Origin of the sequence: Caulobacter ginsengisoli (assembly GCF_030814835.1) — a bacterium.
Taxonomy (GTDB): domain Bacteria; phylum Pseudomonadota; class Alphaproteobacteria; order Caulobacterales; family Caulobacteraceae; genus Caulobacter; species Caulobacter ginsengisoli.
The window spans coordinates 65,449-83,693 of record NZ_JAUSVS010000011.1; the positions used below are offsets into that span (position 1 = coordinate 65,449).

The window sequence follows — 18,245 nt, forward strand, 5'->3', positions numbered from 1 at the left end:
GCCACCCGGCGGCTTGATCCTACCGCTCCCGCCATGAAGCAGCCCTTCTTCGACCTCCAGGCCACCCACAACCCCTATCGCTGGTACCTGCCCCTCAAGGACAGCCTCTGCGTCGGCCCGCCGGGCCAGCAGTTCATGTTCGGCGGGGTCGGCATGGCGGCGGCGCTGGGGGCGCTGGAGGGGGCCACGGGACGGCCGGTGATCTGGGCGACGGCGCAGTATCTAAGCTACGCCCGGCCGCCCTCGATCGTCGACCTGGACGTCCGCACCCCGGTCGACGGCAAATACACCAGCCAGGCGCGGGTGATCGCCCACGTCGAGGACCGCGAGATCCTGACCGTCAACGCCGCCCTGGGCGAGCGGCCCAGCGAGATCAGCCATCAATGGGCCAGCCCCCCCGAGGTCCCGCCCCCCGAGGACTGCCCCCGCAGCGACCGCTGGCGCTCGGACACCGACAACCTGCACAACCATGTCGAGGTGCGTATCGCGAGGGGCCGCCACAGCGCCTCATCCGATCCGGACGGCCCCAGCGTCGACGGGACCATGGCCATGTGGCTGCGCCCGCCGGAAGGCCACCCGGTCGACGCGGCCATGCTGGCCATCATGGCCGACCATGTCCCCTCGGGCGTCGGCCCGGCCCTGGGCCTCAACGCCGGCGGCAACAGCCTGGACAACACCATCCGCTTCCTGACCATCGTGCCCACCGACTGGGTGCTGTGCGAGGTCGCCATCATCGGGGTGGCGCGCGGGATCGCCCACGGCTCGATGCGGCTGTTCTCCCAGGACGGCCAGCTGATGGCCACCGCCAGCCAGTCGATGATCCTGCGGGTGCGCGAAGGGTGAAGCCCCTTGATCCTCCCGCCAGATAGGGCAGGATCAAAACAAGAACGAACGGAGAGCTTCGCATGAGCGGCCAGATCTATGTCGGCATCGGCGGCTGGAATTTCGAGCCGTGGCGCGGGGTCTTCTATCCCGACACGCTGAGCCAGAAGCGCGAGCTGGAATATGCCAGCCGGCATGTGACCTCCATCGAGATCAACGCCACCTATTACGGGGGCTTCAAGCCCGACACCTTCCGCAAATGGCGGGACGAGACGCCGGACGGCTTCGTCTTCTCACTCAAGGCCTCGCGCTTCTGCACCAACCGCAAGGTGCTGGCCGAGGGCGGGGAGTCGCTGGACAAGTTCCTGAACCAGGGGCTGACCGAGCTGGGGCCCAAGCTGGGGGTCATCAACTGGCAGTTCATGGCGACCAAGAAGTTCGACCCGGAGGACTTCGAGGGTTTCCTGAAGCTGCTGCCGCCCGAGAAGGACGGGGTGAAGCTGCGGCATGTGATGGAGGTGCGCAGCCCAACCTTCTGCACGGCCCAGTTCTACGATCTGGCGCGCAAATACGGCGTCGCCATCTGCTACGCCAAGGACGAGGACTTCCCGGAAATCGACGAGCCGACCGCCGACTTCACCTACGCCCGGCTGATGTCCAGCCGCGAGGACCTGGAGACGGGCGTCACCGACGCCGAGCTGGACGGGTACGCGGCGCAGTGCCGGGCCTGGGCGGGGCGCGGCGACGTGTTCGCCTACTTCATCGCCGGAGCCAAGGTGCGCAACCCGGCGGCGGCGCAGGCGCTGATTGAAAAGCTGAAGGGGTAGCCATTACGCGGCTCCTCTCCTCCTCGAGGAGAGGTCGACTCTGAGCGCGCCAGCGCGAAGAGCGGGTGAGGAGACAAACCAGCAGCCACGCATCGGGGGAAACACCCTGCGCTTGCGGAATGCTGAACCGCCGCGAGGCTCCCCCTCCGGGGACACCGCCTTCGGCGTGTCCCTCGCTCCCCCTCGCAGGCGAGGAGGAGAGCCGTGTTACTGGAAGATCGCCGCGATGTCGGCCTCGTCCAGCAGGCGGAAATCCCCCGGCTCCAGGTCGGCGGGCAAACTCAGCCCGCCCATCCGGTCGCGGTGGAGCGCCGTCACGTGGTTGCCCACCGCCGCGAACATCCGGCGGACCTGATGGTAGCGGCCCTCGGTCAGGGTCAGATAGGCCTCGGTGGGCGACACGGTTTCCATGGCGGCCGGCAGCAGGGGCTTGAGCTCACCCTCCAGCATCAGCCCGCCCTCGGCGAACACCCCCGCCTCGGTCCCGTCCAGCGGCCGGTCCAGCGTGACGTGATAGCGCTTGGCGACATGGGCCTTGGGGCTGATCACCCGGTGCAGGAAGGCGCCGTCGTCGGTCAGCAGCAGCAGGCCCGACGTCTCCTTGTCCAGCCGGCCGATGGTCGAGAGGATCGGGTCGCGGTTCAGCCAGCGGCCGGGGAGCAGGTCATAGACCAGCGGCCCTGTCTCCTTGTGCGAACAGGTGACGCCCAGCGGCTTGTGCAACATCAGCACCATGCCCGGCGGCGGGTCCAGCGCCAGGCCATCGACGGTCATGCGCAGGGGCAGGTCGCGGGTCAGGGCGATCTTCTGGTCGGCGTCGCGGATCGGCGTCCCGTCCAGGATGACCCGGCCGGCCTTGGCCAGGGCGGTCATCTCGCGGCGCGAGCCATAGCCCATATTGGCCAGCAGCCGGTCCAGCCGCAGCGTTGGAGCCTTGCTCACTTGCGGGCCTCGAACACCTTGTAGGCGCCGGTGTCGCCCTGCGGCGTGGCGGTGCGGAACAGCTCGGCCAGCACCGCCTCGTAGGGCAGGTGGCGGTTGGCCACCACCCACAGCAATCCGCCCCGGCGCAGCATGATGGCCGCCTGGCGGATGAAGGTTTGGCCCAGCAGCCGGTCCTCGGCCCCGCCGTCATGGAAGGGCGGGTTCATCACCACGAAGTCCAGGCTCCCCGCCTCGATCCCCGTCGAACGGACATCGGCCCATTGGAAGCTCACGCGGGGGTCGGTGATGTTGCGCCTGGCGGTCTCGACGGCGCGGCGGTCCAGATCGACCAGGGCCAGGCTCTCGACCTTGGGCGAGGCCAGGATGGCGTGGGCCAAAAAGCCGATGCCGGCCCCGAGGTCCGCGCCCTTGCCGGCCATGGGCGGCAGCTTCTGGACCAGCAGGGCGCTGCCCGGATCGATGCGATCCCAGCTGAACACCCCGGGCCAGGTCCACAGGCCCAGGCCCTCATGCAGGCGCGGGGCGCCATCGGCGATGGCCGCTTCCAGCCCGACCGGCGCGGCGGGCCGGCGGCAGGTCAGGATGCGGTGATGGCGGCGGGCGTCCTCGACGCCGGGGCAGCCGAACGCCTCCAGCTCCTTGCGCAGGCGCGAGCCGCCCCGGTCCTTCATCGCCGCCACGGTCAGCCGGCCCTCGGGCGCCAGGGCCCGCAGGGCCTGGGCGATGACATAGCGCCGCTCGACCGTGCCGGGCGGGGCCAGGATGACGACGGCCGACAGGCTGCCGTCCGGCAGGTCTTCGAGGGCGCTCGAACCAGGGACGAGGGGCGAGAGCTGCATCGCCCCCGCCGGCGTCTCGACGACATCGCGGGGCGGCTGGCCGTACACGGCTGTGGGGAGGTCTATGTTCACGCGCCCCTATAGCGGGCTTGACCGACCTACGGGAAGCCCGGCGCAATCGGCGGCAAAGCAAAGAGGAGGCGACCCATGAGCTTCACCCCCGACGACCTGATGTTCCGCCCTGGCCTGATGGACGGCCACCGCATCCTGATCACCGGCGGCGGCACGGGCCTGGGCAAGGTCATGGCCGAGGCCTGCCTGATGCTGGGCGCGACCGTCTATATCTGCGGCCGGCGCGGCGGGGTGCTGGAGGAGACCGCCAAGGAGCTGATGGCCGCCCACGGCGGCAAGGTCGTCCCCCACGCCTGCGATATCCGGGTGCCGGAAGCCATCGGCGAGATGCTGGACAGGGTCTGGTCCGACGGCGGGGCCCTGACGGGCCTGGTCAACAACGCCGCCGGCAACTTCATCAGCCGCACCGAGGACCTGTCGCCCCGCGGCTTCGACGCCATCGCCAACATCGTCTTTCGCGGCAGCTTCTTCGTCACCCTGGACTGCGGCAAGCGCTGGATCGAGGAGGGCAAAAGCGCCTCGGTCATCTCCATCCTGACCACCTGGGTGTGGAACGGCGGGCCGTTCACCGTGCCCTCGGCCATGTCCAAGGCCGGCCTCAACGCCATGACCCAGTCCCTGGCCGTCGAGTGGGGCGGCAAGGGCATCCGCTTCAACGCCATCGCCCCGGGGCCCTTCCCCACCGAGGGGATGAGCGCCCGGCTGAACCCGGAACAGGCGCAGGAGGGCGGCTCGGCCTATGGCGACATGCGCGGCAACCCGATGAACCGGGTCGGCGAGATGCGCGAACTGGCCAACCTGGCGGTCTATCTGCTGCACCCGCTGTCCGCTTACGTGAACGGCCAGACCATCGCCATCGACGGCGCCGCCTACAACGCCAGCGGCGGCAACTTCTCGCGGCTGACCGAGTGGGACGACGCGCGGTGGGAGCAGGTGACCCAGATGATCCGCGCCACCAACGAGAAGGACCGGGCCAAGCGGACGGTCTGACCGCCTTTCCAGAGATAATTAAACCATCCGGTTGAATATTTTCCATCACACTGTTATTAAACCATATGGTTCAAGAACCGCTCGACCACGTCTTCCACGCCCTCTCCCACCCGGCCCGCCGGGCGATGCTTGCCACCCTCACCCTGGGCGAGCGCAACATCGGCGAGCTGGCCGCCCCGCACGCCATGTCCTTCGCCGCCGCGTCCAAGCATGTGCGGGTGCTGGAGGGGGCCGGGCTCGTGGCGCGGCGGGTGGAGGGGCGCAACCATGTCTGCGCCCTGCAGGCCGAGCCGCTGAGCAAGGCCGAGGCCTGGCTGAGCTTCTTCGAGGGCTTCTGGAACCGCAAGCTCGACGCCCTGAAGGCCGTGCTCAAGGCCCGCAAGGAGACCCCGTGACCCAGCTCGGCTTCATCGAGATCACTCGCCGGTTCGACAATTCGCCCGAGGAGGTGTTCGCGGCCTGGACCGATCCGGCCATCGCCGGCCAGTGGCTGATGACCTCGCCGAACAGCGAGGCCCACCATCACGAGACGGACCTTCGGGTCGGCGGCAAATGGACCATCCGCGACCGCCGGGACGGGACCGACTATGTGGCCATCGGCGAGTTCCTCGAACTCGACCCGCCGCGCAAGCTGGTCTTCACCTTCGGCATGCCGCAGTTCGATCCGGGCTTTAACACGGTGACCGTGCTGATCGAGCCGGACGGCGACGGCGCGATCATGACCCTGATCCAGGAGGGCATCCCGCTCGAGACCCGCGAACCGCTGCGCCATGGCTGGACGCTGATGTTCAACGGCCTGATGGTCGCCCTGCCGCCCCGCCACAAGGTGGTGGTCACCCGCGACCTCGACGCCACGCCGGACGAGGTCTACATCGCATTCACCGATCTGGAGACCATGCGCCGCTGGATGGGCCAAGCGGTGGAGGCCCAGGTCGAGCCGGGCGGCCGCTACGCCATCCGCACCGACACCGGCGATGATCGCTACACCATGATGGTCGGGACCTATCTGGCCCTGGTCCCGGGCAAGCGGATCATCTTCACCTTCTCGGCGGGACCAAGCGACGATCCGGAGACGGGCAGTCCCTATGTGGACCAGCACGTGATCATCGACCTGGAGCCGCTGCAGGGCGACCGCACCCGCCTCACCCTGACCCACGGCTGGGGCGGCGAGGGCCACGACGAGGAAGGGATGCGCGAGACCGCCAAGGGCTGGAATTGGTGGATCGACCGGCTCGAAGGCTCGCTTTGAAACGTGGTTAACGAGACATTAACCGCCCCAAGCCACCCTGTCGGCCATGCGTGGTCTCATCGTCACCCTGATGGTCCTGGCCCTGGCCGGCTCGGCCATGGCGCAGGAAAAGCGCATCACCATCGTCGCCCCGGATGCGGCCAAGGCGGGCCTGCGCGGGCCCGCCCAGCCGGCGCCCCAGCCTGAAGCGCCACCGCCGCTCATCGTCCCGACCGTTCCCGCTGCGCCGCCGGTCGATTCCAGCGCCTGCCGCACCGCCTGCGCCCAGCGCTACTACTTCTGCCTTTCCGGCGCTGACGACCAGTGCCCCGTCCGCTGGGGCCAGTGCGTCAACAGCTGCATCTCGCCCCAGCAGCCCTGACCCAACGGCACGCTTTACGCGCACGGAAGGGCCTGCCAGGATTTCCTGAACAGTGATCATGTGAGGAAGCGCGTCATGCCCGCCCTGCCGAAGGTCTGCATCATCGGGGCCGGCTGCTCGGGGTTCACCACCGCCAAGCGGCTGAAGGACGCCGGCGTCCCCTACGACTGTTTCGAGATGTCGGACGAGGTCGGGGGCAACTGGTACTACAAGAACCCCAATGGCCTCTCGGCCTGCTACGAAAGCCTGCATATCGACACCAGCAAATGGCGCCTGGCCTTCGAGGATTTCCCGGTTCCAAGCGACTGGCCCGACTTCCCGCACCACGCCCAGCTGCACCAGTATTTCAAGGACTATGTCGACCACTTCGGCCTGCGTCCCACCATCACCTTCAACACCCGCGTCGAGCGCGCCGAGCGCACCACTGACGGCCTGTGGTCGGTCACGCTGTCGACCGGAGAGACCCGCCTCTACGACGTGCTGATCGTCGCCAACGGCCACCACTGGAGCCCGCGCATCCCCGACTATGAAGGGACGTTCGATGGCCCGGCCTTCCACAGCCACGCCTACAGCGACCCCTTCGATCCGGTCGACATGCGCGGCAAGAATGTCGTGGTGGTCGGCATGGGCAACTCGGCCATGGATATCGCCAGCGAACTGGCCCAGCGGCCGATCGCCAAGAACCTCTGGGTCTCGGCCCGGCGCGGGGTCTGGGTGCTGCCCAAATACATGAACGGCAAGCCGGCCGACAAAAGCGCCATGCCGGCCTGGATGCCCCGCGCCATCGGCACGGCCATGGCCCGCAGCGTCATCAAGAAGACCCTGGGCAGGATGGAAGACTACGGCCTGCCCAAGCCCGACCACGAGCCCCTGGCCGCCCACCCCTCGGTCAGCGGCGAGTTCCTGACCCGGGCCGGCTGCGGCGACATCAAATTCAAGCCGGCCATCAAGGCGCTGGAGGGCAAACAGGTCCGCTTCGCCGACGACAGCGTCGAGGACGTCGACGCCATCGTCTTCGCCACCGGCTACGATATGCGCTTTCCCTTCTTCAGCGACCCGGCGCTGAAGCCCGACGCCGAGCACCGCTTCCCGCTCTACAAGCGGATGATGAAGGCCGGGATCGACAACCTGTTCTTCATGGCCCTGGCCCAGCCGCTGCCGACCCTGGTCAATTTCGCCGAACAGCAGTCCAAGCTGGTCGCCGCCTACCTGACCGGCCGCTACCGCCCGCCCGAGAAGGCGACGATGGAGAAGGTCACCGCCAAGGACGAGGCCTTCTATCTGGGCGGCTATTACAAGGCCGCGCGCCACACCATCCAGGTCGACTTCAACCATTACTGCGTCGACCTGAAGAAGGAGATCGCGGCGGGCGAAAAGCGGGCCCGGGCGGCGGGCTATGTCCTGCCGGTGGCGGCGCGGGCGCGGGAGGCCGCGACGACGTGAGGGGTCACGCCCCTTTTATTACAGCCCTGTCACCTGCTAGCGTGCCGCCGATGAGTCAGGTGATCGCCCTTTCCGCCGGCAAACGCGAGCAGACCAAGCTGGCCAACCGGCGCGCCATACTGGACGCGGCCCGCGAGGTGTTCGGAGAGCTGGGCTACGAGGTCGCCACCGTGCGCGACATCATCCGCCGCACCGGCCTGGCGGCCGGCACCTTCTACAACTACTACCGCTCCAAGGAGGAGGTGTTCGAGGCCCTGGCCGACGACGGCGCCCATCGCTTCCGGCCGATCCTGCGGGCCTGTTTCGAGACCTCCGACAGCTTCGAAAGCTATCTGCGCGCCGCCATCCAGGCCTATTTCGACTTCATCGCCGACGAGCACGAAAGCTGGCAGGCCCGCCGGCCGCCGGCCGAGCGCCAGCCGCACATGCAGGTCCAGACCCCGGAGATGGAGCGGGTCTATGAGGAGGTGCATGGCGCCTTCCTGGCCGCCATGGCGCGGGGCGACGCGCCCCGGGTCGACGCCGACTACCTGGCCACCGCCGCCATCGCCATCGCCCGCGAGGTCGGCGAGCGCATGCTGCTGCGCCGGCCGGTCGACACCGCCCAGGCCGCCGCCTTCGCGGTCAGCCTGATCCTGGGCGGCCTGCCGGCCCTGCCCCGGCTGGCGCCTTAAGGTCCATGGCCTCTCCCTCGGTCCAGCGCTTCATCGTCAGGCGCCTGCTCTCCCTGCCGACGCCCATCCTGCGGGCCCTGTCCGGCGGCGCGGCGGTCTATATCGGCGGCCGCACCCTGGACCCTCGCCTGCAGTTCCTGGCCGCCGGCGCCCGCAGCGCGCCGGCCATGTCCACGCTCAGCCCTGAAGTCGCCCGGGCCGGCAGCGCCGCCGGCCTGGTGGCCGTCTCGGGCAGGCTGGAGCCGGGCGTCAAGATCGAGGCCGTCACCATCGACGGCCCGGCCGGAGACCTGAAGGCCCGCGCCTATCGGCCCGCCGACCAGGACCCGGCGGCCCCCATCCTGGTCTATGCCCATATGGGCGGCGGGGTGATCGGCGATCTCGACATGTGCGAGGCCTTCTGTTCGATCCTGGCCCGCATCGTCCGCTGCCCGGTGCTGTCGGTCGACTATCGCCTGGCCCCGGAATGGCGCTTCCCGGCCGGTGTGGACGACGTGCTGTTCGCCTATCGCTGGGCCCGGGACCATGCCGAGCGCTTCGGCGCCGCGGCGGGCGTGGCGGCCATCGGCGGCGATTCCATGGGCGGCAACTTCTCAGCCATCGTCGCCCAGGACCTCAAGGCGGCGGGCGAGCCGCAGCCGGCCCTACAGCTGCTGATCTATCCGGCCGTCGACGTGGCGTCCGAGACGCCGTCCATGACCACCTATGGCGAGACCTGGCCGCTGTCGCGCGACACCATGGACTGGTTCATGGGCCACTATATGGGCCCCGGCGACGACCCGGCGGACCCGCGCCTGTCGCCGATCAAGGCGGCCGACCTCAAGGGCCTGGCCCCCGCCGTCATCGCCACCGCCGGCTTCGATCCGCTGGTCGACCAGGGCGAGGCCTACGCCAGGCGGCTGCGCGAGGCGGGCGTGGCGGCCACTTACCGCCGCTATGACAGCCTGGCCCACGCCTTCACCGCCATGACCGGCGCCGTCCCCGCCGCCGACGCCGCCTGCCGCGAGATCGCCGGCCTGGTGCGGGCCGCCTATGAGGCGGCGGCCGCCAGGTGAGCATGCGGGCGCTGATCGTCGACCGGCTGGGGCCGGACTACGAAGGCGTCAGCCTGCGCGAGGTCCCGATCCCGACGCCGGGTCCCGGCGAGGTGCTGGTCAAGGTCAAGGCCGCCGGGGTCAACTTCCCCGACCTGCTGATGACCCGGGGCGAATACCAGCTGAAGCCGCCGCTGCCGTTTGGCCTGGGCATGGAGCTGGCCGGCGAGATCGCCGGGCTGGGTCCGGGCGTCGAGGGCTGGTCAGAGGGCGACGCCATCGTCGGCGGCGCCAAGCTGGGCGGGTTCGCCGACTATGCCATCCTGCCGGCCGCCGCGCTGAAGGCCAAGCCAGCCAATCTCAGTTTCGCCCAGGCCGCCGGCTATGGCGCGGCCTACATCACAGCCTATGTCGGCCTCGTGAGGCGCGGGATGCTGCAGCCCGGCGACTGGGTGCTGGTCCATGGCGCGGCCGGCGGGGTGGGCCTGGCGGCGGTCGACATGGCCAAGAGCCTGGGCGCCCGCGTGATCGCCACCTCGGCCAGCGACGCCAAGCTGAAAGTCCTGGCCGACGAGTACGCGCCCGACGCGGTGCTCAACGTCACCAACGGCTTCCGGGAGCGGGTCAAGGCGATCACCGGCGGGCGCGGGGCCGACATCATCTATGACCCGGTCGGGGGCGATGTCTTCGACGAGAGCGTCCGCTGCATCGCCTTTGACGGCCGGCTGCTGGTCATCGGGTTTACGTCAGGGCGGATTCCGACGGTCTCGGTCAACATGCCGCTGATCAAGGGCTTCTCGGTGGTGGGCGTGCGCGCCGGCGAATACGGCCGCCGGTTCCCCGAACGCGGCCGGGAGAATCAGGCCGCCATCTGGGCCATGGCCGAGGCCGGGACGGTGAAGCCCCGCGTGCATGCGGAGGTCCCGCTGGAAAACTGGCGCGAGGCCTTCGAGCTGCTGGCGGGCCGCCAGGTGATCGGCAAGGCGGTGATCGTGCCATGAAGGACATGGCGCCACTGGCAGTGATCCTGTCGCTGCTCGCGGTGTTCCTGGTCTGCGTCCTGCTGCATTTCGTGTTCGCCGTGATGATCCAGCGCCGCCTGGCGACATCCCACCCAGACGTCTGGCTCAGATGGTCGCGCAAGGTCTGGTTCGCCCAGAATATCGTGCTGAAATTCGTCTACAGCGGCGAGCACCGCCAGCTGGGCGACCCCAGGCTTACCCGCCTGGTCGTCCAGTACCGCTGGGCGGGAATCATCAGCATCCTGAGTTGGCTGCTGTTCGTGGCGGCGCTTGTCCTGGGCATTCCCCATCTGTCGAATTAGCCGCCGGCCCCCGACTCCGGTTGACACCGCCCGCCCCTTCCCTTATCCACCGCCGCTCATTTCGCCGCCCCAACCGGGCTGGCGGCACTCTGTTTTGGAGCGACATCGTGAAGCGGACCTTCCAGCCGTCCCGACTCGTGCGCAAGCGCCGTCACGGCTGGCGCTCGCGCATGGCCACCAAGAATGGCCGCAAGGTCATCCAGCGCCGCCGCGCCCGCGGCCGCAAGCGCCTGACTGCCTAAAGGCGTTCAGGCTCCGGCCTTGACCGAGGCCGCCTTTCCCATCGAACGAATCCGCAAGCGGGCCGACTTCCTGGCCGCCGCCCGCGCGCCCAGCTGCGCCCGCGGCGCGGTGGTCGTCCAGGCCCGCGACCGGGCCGACGGCGAGCCTCTGGTGCGGGCCGGATTCACCGCCACCAAGCGGGTTGGCGGCTCGGTCGTGCGAAATAGAGCCAAACGGCGCCTGCGAGAGGCCGCCCGCGCGCTTTTGCCCCTTCATGCGGCCCCTGGCTGCGACTATGTGTTCATCGCCCGCGTCGGAACCCCGTCGCGGGACTGGGGCCGTCTGCTTGACGACGTGAAAAACGCGCTGTTAAGCCTCGCCGCCGCGCCAGACCCGGCCCGCTCTACTCCCGCCGCTGACGCGGCGCCTTCTGACATCGGCTGATTGTTCGTATGCAAGACGAAACCCGCAACTGGATCATCTTCATCGCGATCGCCGTGGTGGTGCTGATTGGCTACGACGTCTTCGTCATGGGCCCCCAGACCCGCCTGCGCGAGGCCGAGGCCCAGAAGGCCGCCGTCGCTCAGAAGGCGCAGGCGGCCCAGGCAGCCAAGGGCCCGCAAGCCACGGCGCCGGTGGTGATCAAGACTCGCGCCGAGGCCCTGGCCCAGAGCCCGCGCATCGCCATCGTCACCGAGCCCAACATCGACACCGCCAAGGGCGGCACGCTGACCGGCTCCCTGAGCCTGACGGGCGGCCGGATCGACGACCTGTTCCTCAAGGGCTACCGCAAGACCCTGAACAGCCCCGATCTGGTCGAACTCCTGCGTCCGCTCGGCGCGGACAATTCCTGGTTCGCCGAGTTCGGCTGGAGCGGTGTTCCCGGCGCGCCCAGCGGCCTGACCGTCTGGCAGAAGCAGTCCGGCGACGTCCTCAGCCCCGGCAAGCCCGTCGTGCTGACCTACCGCTCGCCCGAGGGTCTGCTGTTCACCCGGACCATCTCGCTCGACCACCGCTACATGTTCACCATCCATGACGTGGTGGCCAACTACGGCGCGGCCCCCCAGACCCTGACCCCCTATTCCAAGGTCGAGCGCCAGGGCCTGCCCGCCGACCTGGAGAAGGCCGGTTCCGGCACCCACCAAGGCGCCATCGGCACCTTCGGCGACGGCAAGCACTACGAGACGGCGACCCTTCGCTACTTCAAGCCCTGGCAGACCGCCCAGACCAAGGAGGACGCCGACAAGCTCGAGCACCAGAGCACGGGCGGCTGGACCGGGCTGACCGACAAATACTGGCTGACCGCCCTGGCCCCCGACCAGAAGGAGCCGATCACCAGCCGCTTCGCCTACAGCAAGACGCTCACGGGCGTGGACGTCTACAACACCACCCTGATCGGCCGCGCCCGGCTGCTGCCGCCTGGCCGCCAGATCGAGGAGACCACCAGCTTCTTCGCCGGGGCCAAGACCCTGAAGGACCTGGAGACCTACCAGAAGAACTGGCGCCTGCCGCGCTTCACCTTCGCGGTGGACTGGGGCCGGCTGTTCTTCCTGACCCAGCCCTTCTTCCAGGTGTTGGACTACCTCTTCCACCTGGTGAAGAATTTCGGCGTCGCCATCCTGATCATGACCGTCCTCGTGCGCCTGGCCCTCTTCCCGCTGGCCAACAAGAGCTACGAGTCGATGTCCAAGATGCGCAAGCTCCAGGAGCCGATGAACGCCATCAAGGAGAAGTACAAGGACGACCCGGCCAAGCAGCAGCAGGAAACCATGGCGCTGTACCAGCGCGAGAAGGTCAATCCGATGGTCGGCTGCCTGCCGATCCTGGTGCAGATCCCGGTCTTCCTGGCCTTCTTCAAGGTGCTGTCGACCACCATCGAGATGCGCCACGCGCCCTTCTACGGCTGGATCAACGACCTGTCGGCGCGTGACAGCACCACCGTGCTCAACCTGTTCGGCCTGATCCCCTGGGATCCCGCCGCGACGCCGCTGATCGGCGGCTTCCTGGACGGCCCGCTGCATCTGGGCGTACTGGCCCTGCTCTACGGCTTCACCATGTGGCTGACCACGGCGATGAACCCGCCGGCCCCCGACCCCATGCAGCAGCGCATGTTCCAGCTGATGCCGCTGATCTTCACCTTCATCATGACCGGCTATCCGGTCGGGCTGCTGCTCTACTGGACCTGGTCCAACGTGCTCTCGATCCTGCAGCAGTATGTGATCATGCACCGGCTGAAGGTCGACAACCCCATTGACGACTTCATCGCCCGCATCCGGGGCAGGTCGGAAGCAGCCCCAGGGTGAGCTTTACCGAAGACGACATCGAGGCCGCCCGGGTCCTGTTCTCCCATCCCGTCCACTTCATGATGGGGGCGGTGGCGATGGACGGCCTGCCGCCGGGCGACCTGCCGGAGGTGGCCTTCGCCGGCCGCTCCAATGTCGGCAAGTCCAGCCTGATCAACGGCCTGGTGGGCCACAAGAAGCTGGCCCGCGCGTCCAACGAGCCGGGCCGGACCCGCGAGGTGAACTTCTTCGTGCTGGACGAGGTGCTGCGGCTGGTCGACCTGCCCGGCTACGGCTTCGCCCGCGCCTCCAAGAGCAAGGTCCAGGACTTCCAGAACCTGGGCCGCGCCTACCTGCGCGGCCGACCCAACCTCAAGCGCGTCTACCTGCTGATCGACGCCCGCCACGGCCTCAAAGACGTCGACGGCGAGGCCATGGACGCCCTGGACACCGCGGCGGTCTCCTACCAGATCGTCCTGACCAAGGCCGACAAGATCAAGCCGGCCGAAGTCGCCGCCGTGGTCGAGCGCAGCGAGGCGGCGATCCGCAAACGCCCGGCGGCGTTTCCGCGGGTGCTGGCCACGTCGTCCGAGAAGGGGACGGGCATGCCGGAGCTGCGGGCCGAGATCGTCTTCGCCTGCGGGCTGACACTCTAAACGCCTCTCCGCAAATCCTCACCCGGAGGGGGAGGGGGACCGCGCCGAAGGCGTGGTGGAGGGGGTTGCCGCTACAACCACCTCTGTCCAGCGAATCTCAGCCGACCCGCCGCGTTCTTTCCTGACGCCTGGATGTAGCTCAGACCCCCTCCACCATGCTCCGCATGGTCCCCCTCCCCCTCCGGGGGAGGATTTGCGTAGGGCGGCCTCAATTCTCTCCCACAGCCTCTACGGCCCCTTCACCGTCACTCCGCCCTTCATCACGAAGGCCACCTTCTCCAGCACCGTGACGTCCTTCAGCGGATCGCCCGCCACCCCGATCAGGTCGCCGTAACGGCCGACCGCGATCTGGCCGACATCGCCTTCCTGGCCCAGCGCCGCCGCGGCGTTGAGCGTGGCCGCCTGGATGGCCTGCAGGGGCGTGGCGCAATAGCGGACCATCACCGCGAACTGTTTGGCGTTGTCGCCGTGCGGATAGATGCCGGCGTCGGTGGAGAAGATCTGCTTCACCCCGGCCTTGATCGACTTGCAGAAGTTCTGGCGCTGGATCTCGCCGATGTCGCGGTCCTTCTTCAGCTCGCTCTCGCGGACCCCGTTCTTCGCCCCCTCGGCCTGGGTGTAGTCGGTGTTGTAGATGTCCATGCCGAAATACGTCCCGTATTTCACGGCCAGCTTGATGCCTTCGTCATCGACGAGGCTGGCATGCTCGATGGTGTCGACCCCGCCCAGGATGGCGGCCTTGATGCCCTCCGGACCATGGGCGTGGGCGGCGACCTTCAGGCCCAGCATATGGGCCTCGGAGACGATGGCCTTGATCTCGTCCAGGTCCAGCTGCTGGACCCCCACCGCGTCGTTGGAGAACACCCCGCCGGTGGCGCAGATCTTGATGACTTTCGCCCCGTATTTCTTGAGCTTGCGGACCATCTTGCGGCCTTCCTCGGGCCCATCGATGACGCCCTGGGCGGTCTGGTTCAGCGAGGGCGGGAAGTAGGTGGTGTCGCAGTGGCCGCCGGTGGCCCCGATCAGATAGGTGGCCGGAATGATGCGCGGGCCCTGGATGATGCCCTCGTCGACGGCCTCCATCAGGGCCACGTCGTTATAGTCGTCCGAGCCGACGTTGCGCACGGTGGTGAAGCCGGCCAGCAGGGTGCGCTCGGCGTTCTTGGTCCCCACCACCGCCCAGAAGCTGTCGGTGAAGCGCAGGTCGTTGTAGCCGCCATAGAGGGGCGATGAATCCAGGTGGACATGCATGTCGATCAGGCCGGGCAGCAGGGTCAGGCCCGGCAGGTCCTTGCGGGTCGCGCCGGTGGGGATGGCGACATCGCCCTGGCGGCCGACGGCGGTGATGCGGCCATCGACGATCACCACCACGGGATTGTCGACATACTTGCCGCTGGCCACGTCCAGCAGCCGGGCGGCGGTGACCGCCACGGTCTCGGCCTGGGCCGCGCCTGCGGCCAGGGTTGCTATGGCCAGGCCTATGGCCAGGATCAGACGACGCATGACGCTCTCCCCAAATCAGTGGCGGAAGGCTAGCCGGTTGCGGCGGCGGGTGACAGGGGGGCCTGGGTCCGCTATCGGGTCCCCTCTATTCCAGGAGGCCGTCGAAAGCCGTGAGCGACAAGACCGAAGAGGCCGGCTGGGCCACGGCGAAGACCCTGGCCGAGGCCCTGCCCTTCATCCAGCGCTACGACCGCGAGATCGTGGTCATCAAATACGGCGGCCACGCCATGGGCGAGGAGGCCGTGGCGCGCCTGTTCGCCGCCGACGCGGTGCTGCTCAAGCTGCTGGGCGTCCACCCCGTCGTGGTGCATGGCGGCGGGCCGCAGATTTCGGCCATGCTGGATCGGGCCGGGGTCAAGTCGACCTTCATCGATGGCCTGCGGGTCACCGACGAGGCGACCATGGAGGTGGCCGAGATGGTCCTCTCCGGGGCGATCAACAAGGAGATCGCCAACTGGATCACCATCGCCGGCCGCGAGGCCGACGTGCGGGGCGTGGGCCTCTCGGGCAAGGACGCCCGCCTGCTGACCGTCACCAAGGCGCGGCGCACCACGCGGGACCCGGGCAGCCAGATGGAGCAGGTCGTCGACCTGGGCTTCGTCGGCGAGCCCAAGAAGGTCGACCCGATGCTGATCCAGGCTCTGATCCATGCCGAGCAGGACTATGTGCCGGTGATCGCCCCGATCGGCGTCTCCGAGGCCGGCCAGACCTTTAACGTCAACGCCGACACGGTGGCCGGGGCGGTGGCCGGGGCCCTGAAGGCCAAGCGCATGCTGCTGCTGACCGACGTCAAGGGCGTGCTCGACAAGAACGGCAATCTGATCCGCCAGCTGACCGTCGCCGAGGCCTTCGACGCCATCAAGACGGGCGTCGCCACCGGCGGCATGATCCCCAAGCTGGAAACCGCCATCGCCGCGGTCGACGCCGGGGTCGAGGCGGTGGTCATCCTCGACGGCCGCCGGCCGCACGCCATGCTGGTCGAGCTGTTCACCGAGCACGGGGCGGGGACGTTGATCCGGGCATGAGCGCCGACCTCAGACATATCGACACCTGGCTGTTCGACCTGGACAACACCCTCTACCCGGCCGAATCGCTGCACATGCGGCTGGTCGAGGAGCGGATGACCGACTTCGTGGAGAGGCTCACCGGCTTCCCGCGCGATGACGCCCGGACCCTGCAGAAGAAGTATTACCACGCCCACGGCACCACCCTGGCCGGGCTGATGGCCAACCACGACGTCGATCCGGCCGATTTCCTGGACTTCGTCCACGACGTGCCGATGGACCGGCTGGTCCCCGATCCCGCGCTGAAGGCGGCGCTGAAGCGCCTGCCGGGCCGGCGGCTGATCTTCACCAACGGCTCGGCCAGCCACGCCGAGCGGGTGCTGCAGACGCTGGAACTGGATCACCTCTTCGAGGCGACCTTCCATATCGAGGCGGCGGACTTCCTGCCCAAGCCCGCCCCGGAGACCTTCGCCAAGATGATCGCCGACCATGCCGTGCATGCGCCCGGCGCCGCCTTCTTCGAGGACAGCGAGAAGAACCTCGCCCCCGCCCACGACCTGCACATGACCACCATCCTGGTCGGCGCCCACGCCGCCGCCTCGACCGCCCCCTTCGTCAACCATCGCACCGACGACCTGGCCGGCTTCCTGGCCGGCGCCCGGGTGCAGGACGCCGCCGCATGAGCACCCTGGACGACATCAAGACCGAGATCGAGGCCGCCTGGGATGTCCGCGAGAGCCTGACGACCGAGACCAAAGGGCCGGTCCGCACCGCCGTGGACGAGGCGCTGCTCAAGCTCGACGCCGGCGAGGTCCGGGTGGCCGAGAAGATCGACGGCGAATGGGTGACGCACCAGTGGCTGAAGAAGGCCGCCCTGCTCTCCTTCCGCCTCAACCCCAACACCGTCATGCACGCCGGAGCCATGGGCGGGGCGGTCGGGCCCTGGTGGGACAAGGTCCCCAGCAAGTTCGACGGCTGGGACGCCGGTCGCTTCGAGGCGGCGGGGTTCCGCGCCGTGCCGGGCTGCATCGTGCGGCGCGGGGCGTTCGTGGCCCGCAACGTGGTGCTGATGCCGTCCTTCCTCAACATCGGCGCCTATGTCGATGAGGGGACCATGGTCGACACCTGGGCGACGGTCGGCTCCTGCGCCCAGATCGGCAAGAACGTGCACATCTCCGGCGGGGCCGGCATCGGCGGCGTCTTCGAGCCCCTGCAGGCCAACCCGACCATCATCGAGGACGGCTGCTTTATCGGCGCCCGGGCCGAGGTGGCCGAGGGCGTCATCGTCGGCGAGGGCTCGGTCCTCTCGATGGGCGTCTTCATCACCGCCACCACCAAGATCGTCGACCGCAAGACCGGGACAACCTACACCGGCCAGGTGCCGCCCTATTCGGTGGTGGTCTCCGGCAGCCTGCCGGACCCGCACGGCATGGGGCCCAGCCTCTACTGCGCGGTGATCGTCAAGACGGTGGACGCCCGCACCCGGTCGAAGACCTCGATCAACGACCTGCTGCGGGAGTAGCTAGTCCGGATACGGCGTTCCGTCCCGATGCCGGCAGAGGCCGTCCTCGCCCGGGCGGATGATCATGTCGATGTCGGGATAGTCGCAGCCGTCGTTGACGTCGTCGCGGGTGCCGACCTCGAGCATCAGCGCCACCCTGTCCGAGCGGTTCTGGAGGTGGTGGCCGTTGGCGACACCGCTCTTGAAGGCCGCGCAGTCGCCGGCCCTCAGCACCGTCTCGCCCTCGTTCTCGACCAGCACCACCTCGCCCTCGAGGATCCAGACGAACTCGTCCTCGGCGGTGTGCCAGTGGCGCTGGCTGGTCCAGGCGCCGGGCTCCAACCGCATCAGGTTGACGCCGAACTGGTCGAGGCCCACCGCATTGCCCAGCGCCTGGCGCGCGCGGCCCCGGCAGGGTTCATCGAACGGCGAGGGATAGGTGCTGCCCTTGCGGACCGGGAGGGCGGCGATGTCGATCTTGGGCATGACGGGGTTTC

General features: G+C 68.6%; 22 protein-coding genes. 18 read left to right on the forward strand and 4 right to left on the reverse strand.

All coding sequences use genetic code 11. From position 1 onward, the window contains the following. Positions 1-33: 33 nt before the first annotated feature. Together QO010_RS20845 and QO010_RS20850 are read left to right on the forward strand one after the other, a co-directional pair. Positions 34-843: an acyl-CoA thioesterase gene (locus tag QO010_RS20845; protein WP_307352449.1), complete on the forward strand. Its 810-nt coding sequence runs from the start codon at positions 34-36 to the stop codon at positions 841-843. Between the two features lie 62 nt (positions 844-905). Continuing rightward, on the forward strand, positions 906-1,649 hold the full coding sequence (locus QO010_RS20850) for a DUF72 domain-containing protein (protein ID WP_307352451.1): 744 nt from the start codon (positions 906-908) through the stop codon (positions 1,647-1,649). 207 nt (positions 1,650-1,856) lie between these two features. Here QO010_RS20850 and QO010_RS20855 read toward each other — a convergent pair whose 3' ends face one another. Both QO010_RS20855 and QO010_RS20860 read right to left on the reverse strand, forming a co-directional pair. Continuing rightward, positions 1,857-2,591 carry a pseudouridine synthase gene (locus QO010_RS20855; RefSeq protein WP_307352453.1) on the reverse strand — a complete coding sequence of 245 codons (735 nt, stop codon included), beginning with the start codon at positions 2,589-2,591 and terminating at the stop codon, positions 1,857-1,859. Then, positions 2,588-3,505 (reverse strand): class I SAM-dependent methyltransferase, encoded by a 918-nt coding sequence (locus tag QO010_RS20860; protein WP_370873820.1) that lies wholly within the window; start codon positions 3,503-3,505, stop codon positions 2,588-2,590. Before QO010_RS20860 ends, QO010_RS20855 begins: the two co-directional genes overlap by 4 nt. 75 nt (positions 3,506-3,580) lie before the next feature. On the opposite strand from QO010_RS20860, the gene QO010_RS20865 reads away from it, so the two are divergent. The 13 genes from QO010_RS20865 (at position 3,581) to yihA (ending at position 13,740) form a co-directional block, all read left to right on the forward strand. Then, positions 3,581-4,495, forward strand: coding sequence for an SDR family oxidoreductase (locus QO010_RS20865; RefSeq protein ID WP_307352455.1), 915 nt, complete (start codon positions 3,581-3,583; stop codon positions 4,493-4,495). 65 nt (positions 4,496-4,560) lie between these two features. Beyond that, entirely contained in the window at positions 4,561-4,890 is a 330-nt protein-coding gene (locus tag QO010_RS20870) for an ArsR/SmtB family transcription factor (protein ID WP_307352457.1), read from the forward strand. Continuing rightward, on the forward strand, positions 4,887-5,744 hold the full coding sequence (locus QO010_RS20875) for an SRPBCC family protein (RefSeq protein ID WP_307352458.1): 858 nt from the start codon (positions 4,887-4,889) through the stop codon (positions 5,742-5,744). Before QO010_RS20870 ends, QO010_RS20875 begins: the two co-directional genes overlap by 4 nt. Positions 5,745-5,790: 46 nt before the next feature. Then, positions 5,791-6,105 carry a hypothetical protein gene (locus tag QO010_RS20880; protein ID WP_307352461.1) on the forward strand — a complete coding sequence of 105 codons (315 nt, stop codon included), beginning with the start codon at positions 5,791-5,793 and terminating at the stop codon, positions 6,103-6,105. A gap of 75 nt (positions 6,106-6,180) precedes the next feature. Then, positions 6,181-7,548 (forward strand): flavin-containing monooxygenase, encoded by a 1,368-nt coding sequence (locus tag QO010_RS20885; protein WP_307352463.1) that lies wholly within the window; start codon positions 6,181-6,183, stop codon positions 7,546-7,548. A gap of 50 nt (positions 7,549-7,598) precedes the next feature. Next, positions 7,599-8,222, forward strand: a complete 624-nt coding sequence (locus tag QO010_RS20890) for a TetR/AcrR family transcriptional regulator (RefSeq protein WP_307352465.1) — start codon at positions 7,599-7,601, stop codon at positions 8,220-8,222. A gap of 5 nt (positions 8,223-8,227) precedes the next feature. Continuing rightward, a complete protein-coding gene (locus QO010_RS20895; RefSeq protein WP_307352467.1) occupies positions 8,228-9,277 on the forward strand; it encodes an alpha/beta hydrolase in 1,050 nt (349 codons plus the stop codon). 2 nt (positions 9,278-9,279) lie between these two features. After that, entirely contained in the window at positions 9,280-10,257 is a 978-nt protein-coding gene (locus QO010_RS20900) for an NADPH:quinone oxidoreductase family protein (protein WP_307352575.1), read from the forward strand. Positions 10,258-10,262: 5 nt separating this feature from the next. After that, complete coding sequence (locus QO010_RS20905; protein ID WP_307352469.1) at positions 10,263-10,580, forward strand: hypothetical protein; 318 nt, start codon at positions 10,263-10,265, stop codon at positions 10,578-10,580. A 107-nt stretch (positions 10,581-10,687) separates the two neighbouring features. After that, entirely contained in the window at positions 10,688-10,822 is a 135-nt protein-coding gene (gene rpmH, locus QO010_RS20910; protein WP_307352470.1) for a 50S ribosomal protein L34, read from the forward strand. 19 nt (positions 10,823-10,841) lie between these two features. Beyond that, the gene (locus QO010_RS20915; RefSeq protein WP_307352472.1) at positions 10,842-11,246 is read left to right on the forward strand and encodes a ribonuclease P protein component; all 405 of its coding nucleotides are present in this window, start codon (positions 10,842-10,844) and stop codon (positions 11,244-11,246) included. 8 nt (positions 11,247-11,254) lie between these two features. After that, positions 11,255-13,105, forward strand: coding sequence for a membrane protein insertase YidC (yidC, locus tag QO010_RS20920; RefSeq protein WP_307352474.1), 1,851 nt, complete (start codon positions 11,255-11,257; stop codon positions 13,103-13,105). 59 nt (positions 13,106-13,164) lie between these two features. Further along, the gene (yihA, locus tag QO010_RS20925; protein WP_307352576.1) at positions 13,165-13,740 is read left to right on the forward strand and encodes a ribosome biogenesis GTP-binding protein YihA/YsxC; all 576 of its coding nucleotides are present in this window, start codon (positions 13,165-13,167) and stop codon (positions 13,738-13,740) included. A gap of 228 nt (positions 13,741-13,968) precedes the next feature. Here the strand turns inward: yihA and QO010_RS20930 are convergent, their stop codons facing one another. Continuing rightward, positions 13,969-15,243, reverse strand: coding sequence for a Xaa-Pro dipeptidase (locus tag QO010_RS20930; protein WP_307352477.1), 1,275 nt, complete (start codon positions 15,241-15,243; stop codon positions 13,969-13,971). A 110-nt stretch (positions 15,244-15,353) separates the two neighbouring features. On the opposite strand from QO010_RS20930, the gene argB reads away from it, so the two are divergent. From argB to dapD, 3 genes are read left to right on the forward strand one after another with little or no spacing between them, the layout of a single operon-like run. Beyond that, a complete protein-coding gene (argB, locus tag QO010_RS20935) occupies positions 15,354-16,268 on the forward strand; it encodes an acetylglutamate kinase (RefSeq protein ID WP_307352480.1) in 915 nt (304 codons plus the stop codon). Continuing rightward, a complete protein-coding gene (locus tag QO010_RS20940) occupies positions 16,265-16,930 on the forward strand; it encodes a pyrimidine 5'-nucleotidase (RefSeq protein ID WP_307352481.1) in 666 nt (221 codons plus the stop codon). The genes argB and QO010_RS20940 overlap by 4 nt, the downstream gene beginning before the upstream one ends. Then, positions 16,927-17,769, forward strand: coding sequence for a 2,3,4,5-tetrahydropyridine-2,6-dicarboxylate N-succinyltransferase (gene dapD, locus QO010_RS20945; protein WP_307352483.1), 843 nt, complete (start codon positions 16,927-16,929; stop codon positions 17,767-17,769). Before QO010_RS20940 ends, dapD begins: the two co-directional genes overlap by 4 nt. Here the strand turns inward: dapD and QO010_RS20950 are convergent, their stop codons facing one another. Continuing rightward, the gene (locus QO010_RS20950; RefSeq protein ID WP_307352485.1) at positions 17,770-18,234 is read right to left on the reverse strand and encodes a cupin domain-containing protein; all 465 of its coding nucleotides are present in this window, start codon (positions 18,232-18,234) and stop codon (positions 17,770-17,772) included. It abuts the gene before it with no gap. Between the last annotated feature and the right edge of the window lie 11 nt (positions 18,235-18,245).

What these genes read in the sequence shown, in the direction of transcription:
- QO010_RS20850 (WP_307352451.1), top strand. Translation starts at nt 906, where the DNA reads ATGAGCGGCCAGATCTATGTCGGCATCGGCGGCTGGAATTTCGAGCCG.
- QO010_RS20895 (WP_307352467.1), top strand. Translation starts at nt 8,228, where the DNA reads ATGGCCTCTCCCTCGGTCCAGCGCTTCATCGTCAGGCGCCTGCTCTCC.
- dapD (WP_307352483.1), top strand. Translation starts at nt 16,927, where the DNA reads ATGAGCACCCTGGACGACATCAAGACCGAGATCGAGGCCGCCTGGGAT.
- QO010_RS20880 (WP_307352461.1), top strand. Translation starts at nt 5,791, where the DNA reads ATGCGTGGTCTCATCGTCACCCTGATGGTCCTGGCCCTGGCCGGCTCG.
- QO010_RS20865 (WP_307352455.1), top strand. Translation starts at nt 3,581, where the DNA reads ATGAGCTTCACCCCCGACGACCTGATGTTCCGCCCTGGCCTGATGGAC.
- QO010_RS20845 (WP_307352449.1), top strand. Translation starts at nt 34, where the DNA reads ATGAAGCAGCCCTTCTTCGACCTCCAGGCCACCCACAACCCCTATCGC.
- QO010_RS20905 (WP_307352469.1), top strand. Translation starts at nt 10,263, where the DNA reads ATGGCGCCACTGGCAGTGATCCTGTCGCTGCTCGCGGTGTTCCTGGTC.
- QO010_RS20900 (WP_307352575.1), top strand. Translation starts at nt 9,280, where the DNA reads ATGCGGGCGCTGATCGTCGACCGGCTGGGGCCGGACTACGAAGGCGTC.
- yihA (WP_307352576.1), top strand. Translation starts at nt 13,165, where the DNA reads ATGATGGGGGCGGTGGCGATGGACGGCCTGCCGCCGGGCGACCTGCCG.
- QO010_RS20870 (WP_307352457.1), top strand. Translation starts at nt 4,561, where the DNA reads ATGGTTCAAGAACCGCTCGACCACGTCTTCCACGCCCTCTCCCACCCG.
- yidC (WP_307352474.1), top strand. Translation starts at nt 11,255, where the DNA reads ATGCAAGACGAAACCCGCAACTGGATCATCTTCATCGCGATCGCCGTG.
- QO010_RS20890 (WP_307352465.1), top strand. Translation starts at nt 7,599, where the DNA reads ATGAGTCAGGTGATCGCCCTTTCCGCCGGCAAACGCGAGCAGACCAAG.
- QO010_RS20930 (WP_307352477.1), bottom strand. Translation starts at nt 15,243, where the DNA reads ATGCGTCGTCTGATCCTGGCCATAGGCCTGGCCATAGCAACCCTGGCC.
- QO010_RS20940 (WP_307352481.1), top strand. Translation starts at nt 16,265, where the DNA reads ATGAGCGCCGACCTCAGACATATCGACACCTGGCTGTTCGACCTGGAC.
- QO010_RS20885 (WP_307352463.1), top strand. Translation starts at nt 6,181, where the DNA reads ATGCCCGCCCTGCCGAAGGTCTGCATCATCGGGGCCGGCTGCTCGGGG.
- QO010_RS20950 (WP_307352485.1), bottom strand. Translation starts at nt 18,234, where the DNA reads ATGCCCAAGATCGACATCGCCGCCCTCCCGGTCCGCAAGGGCAGCACC.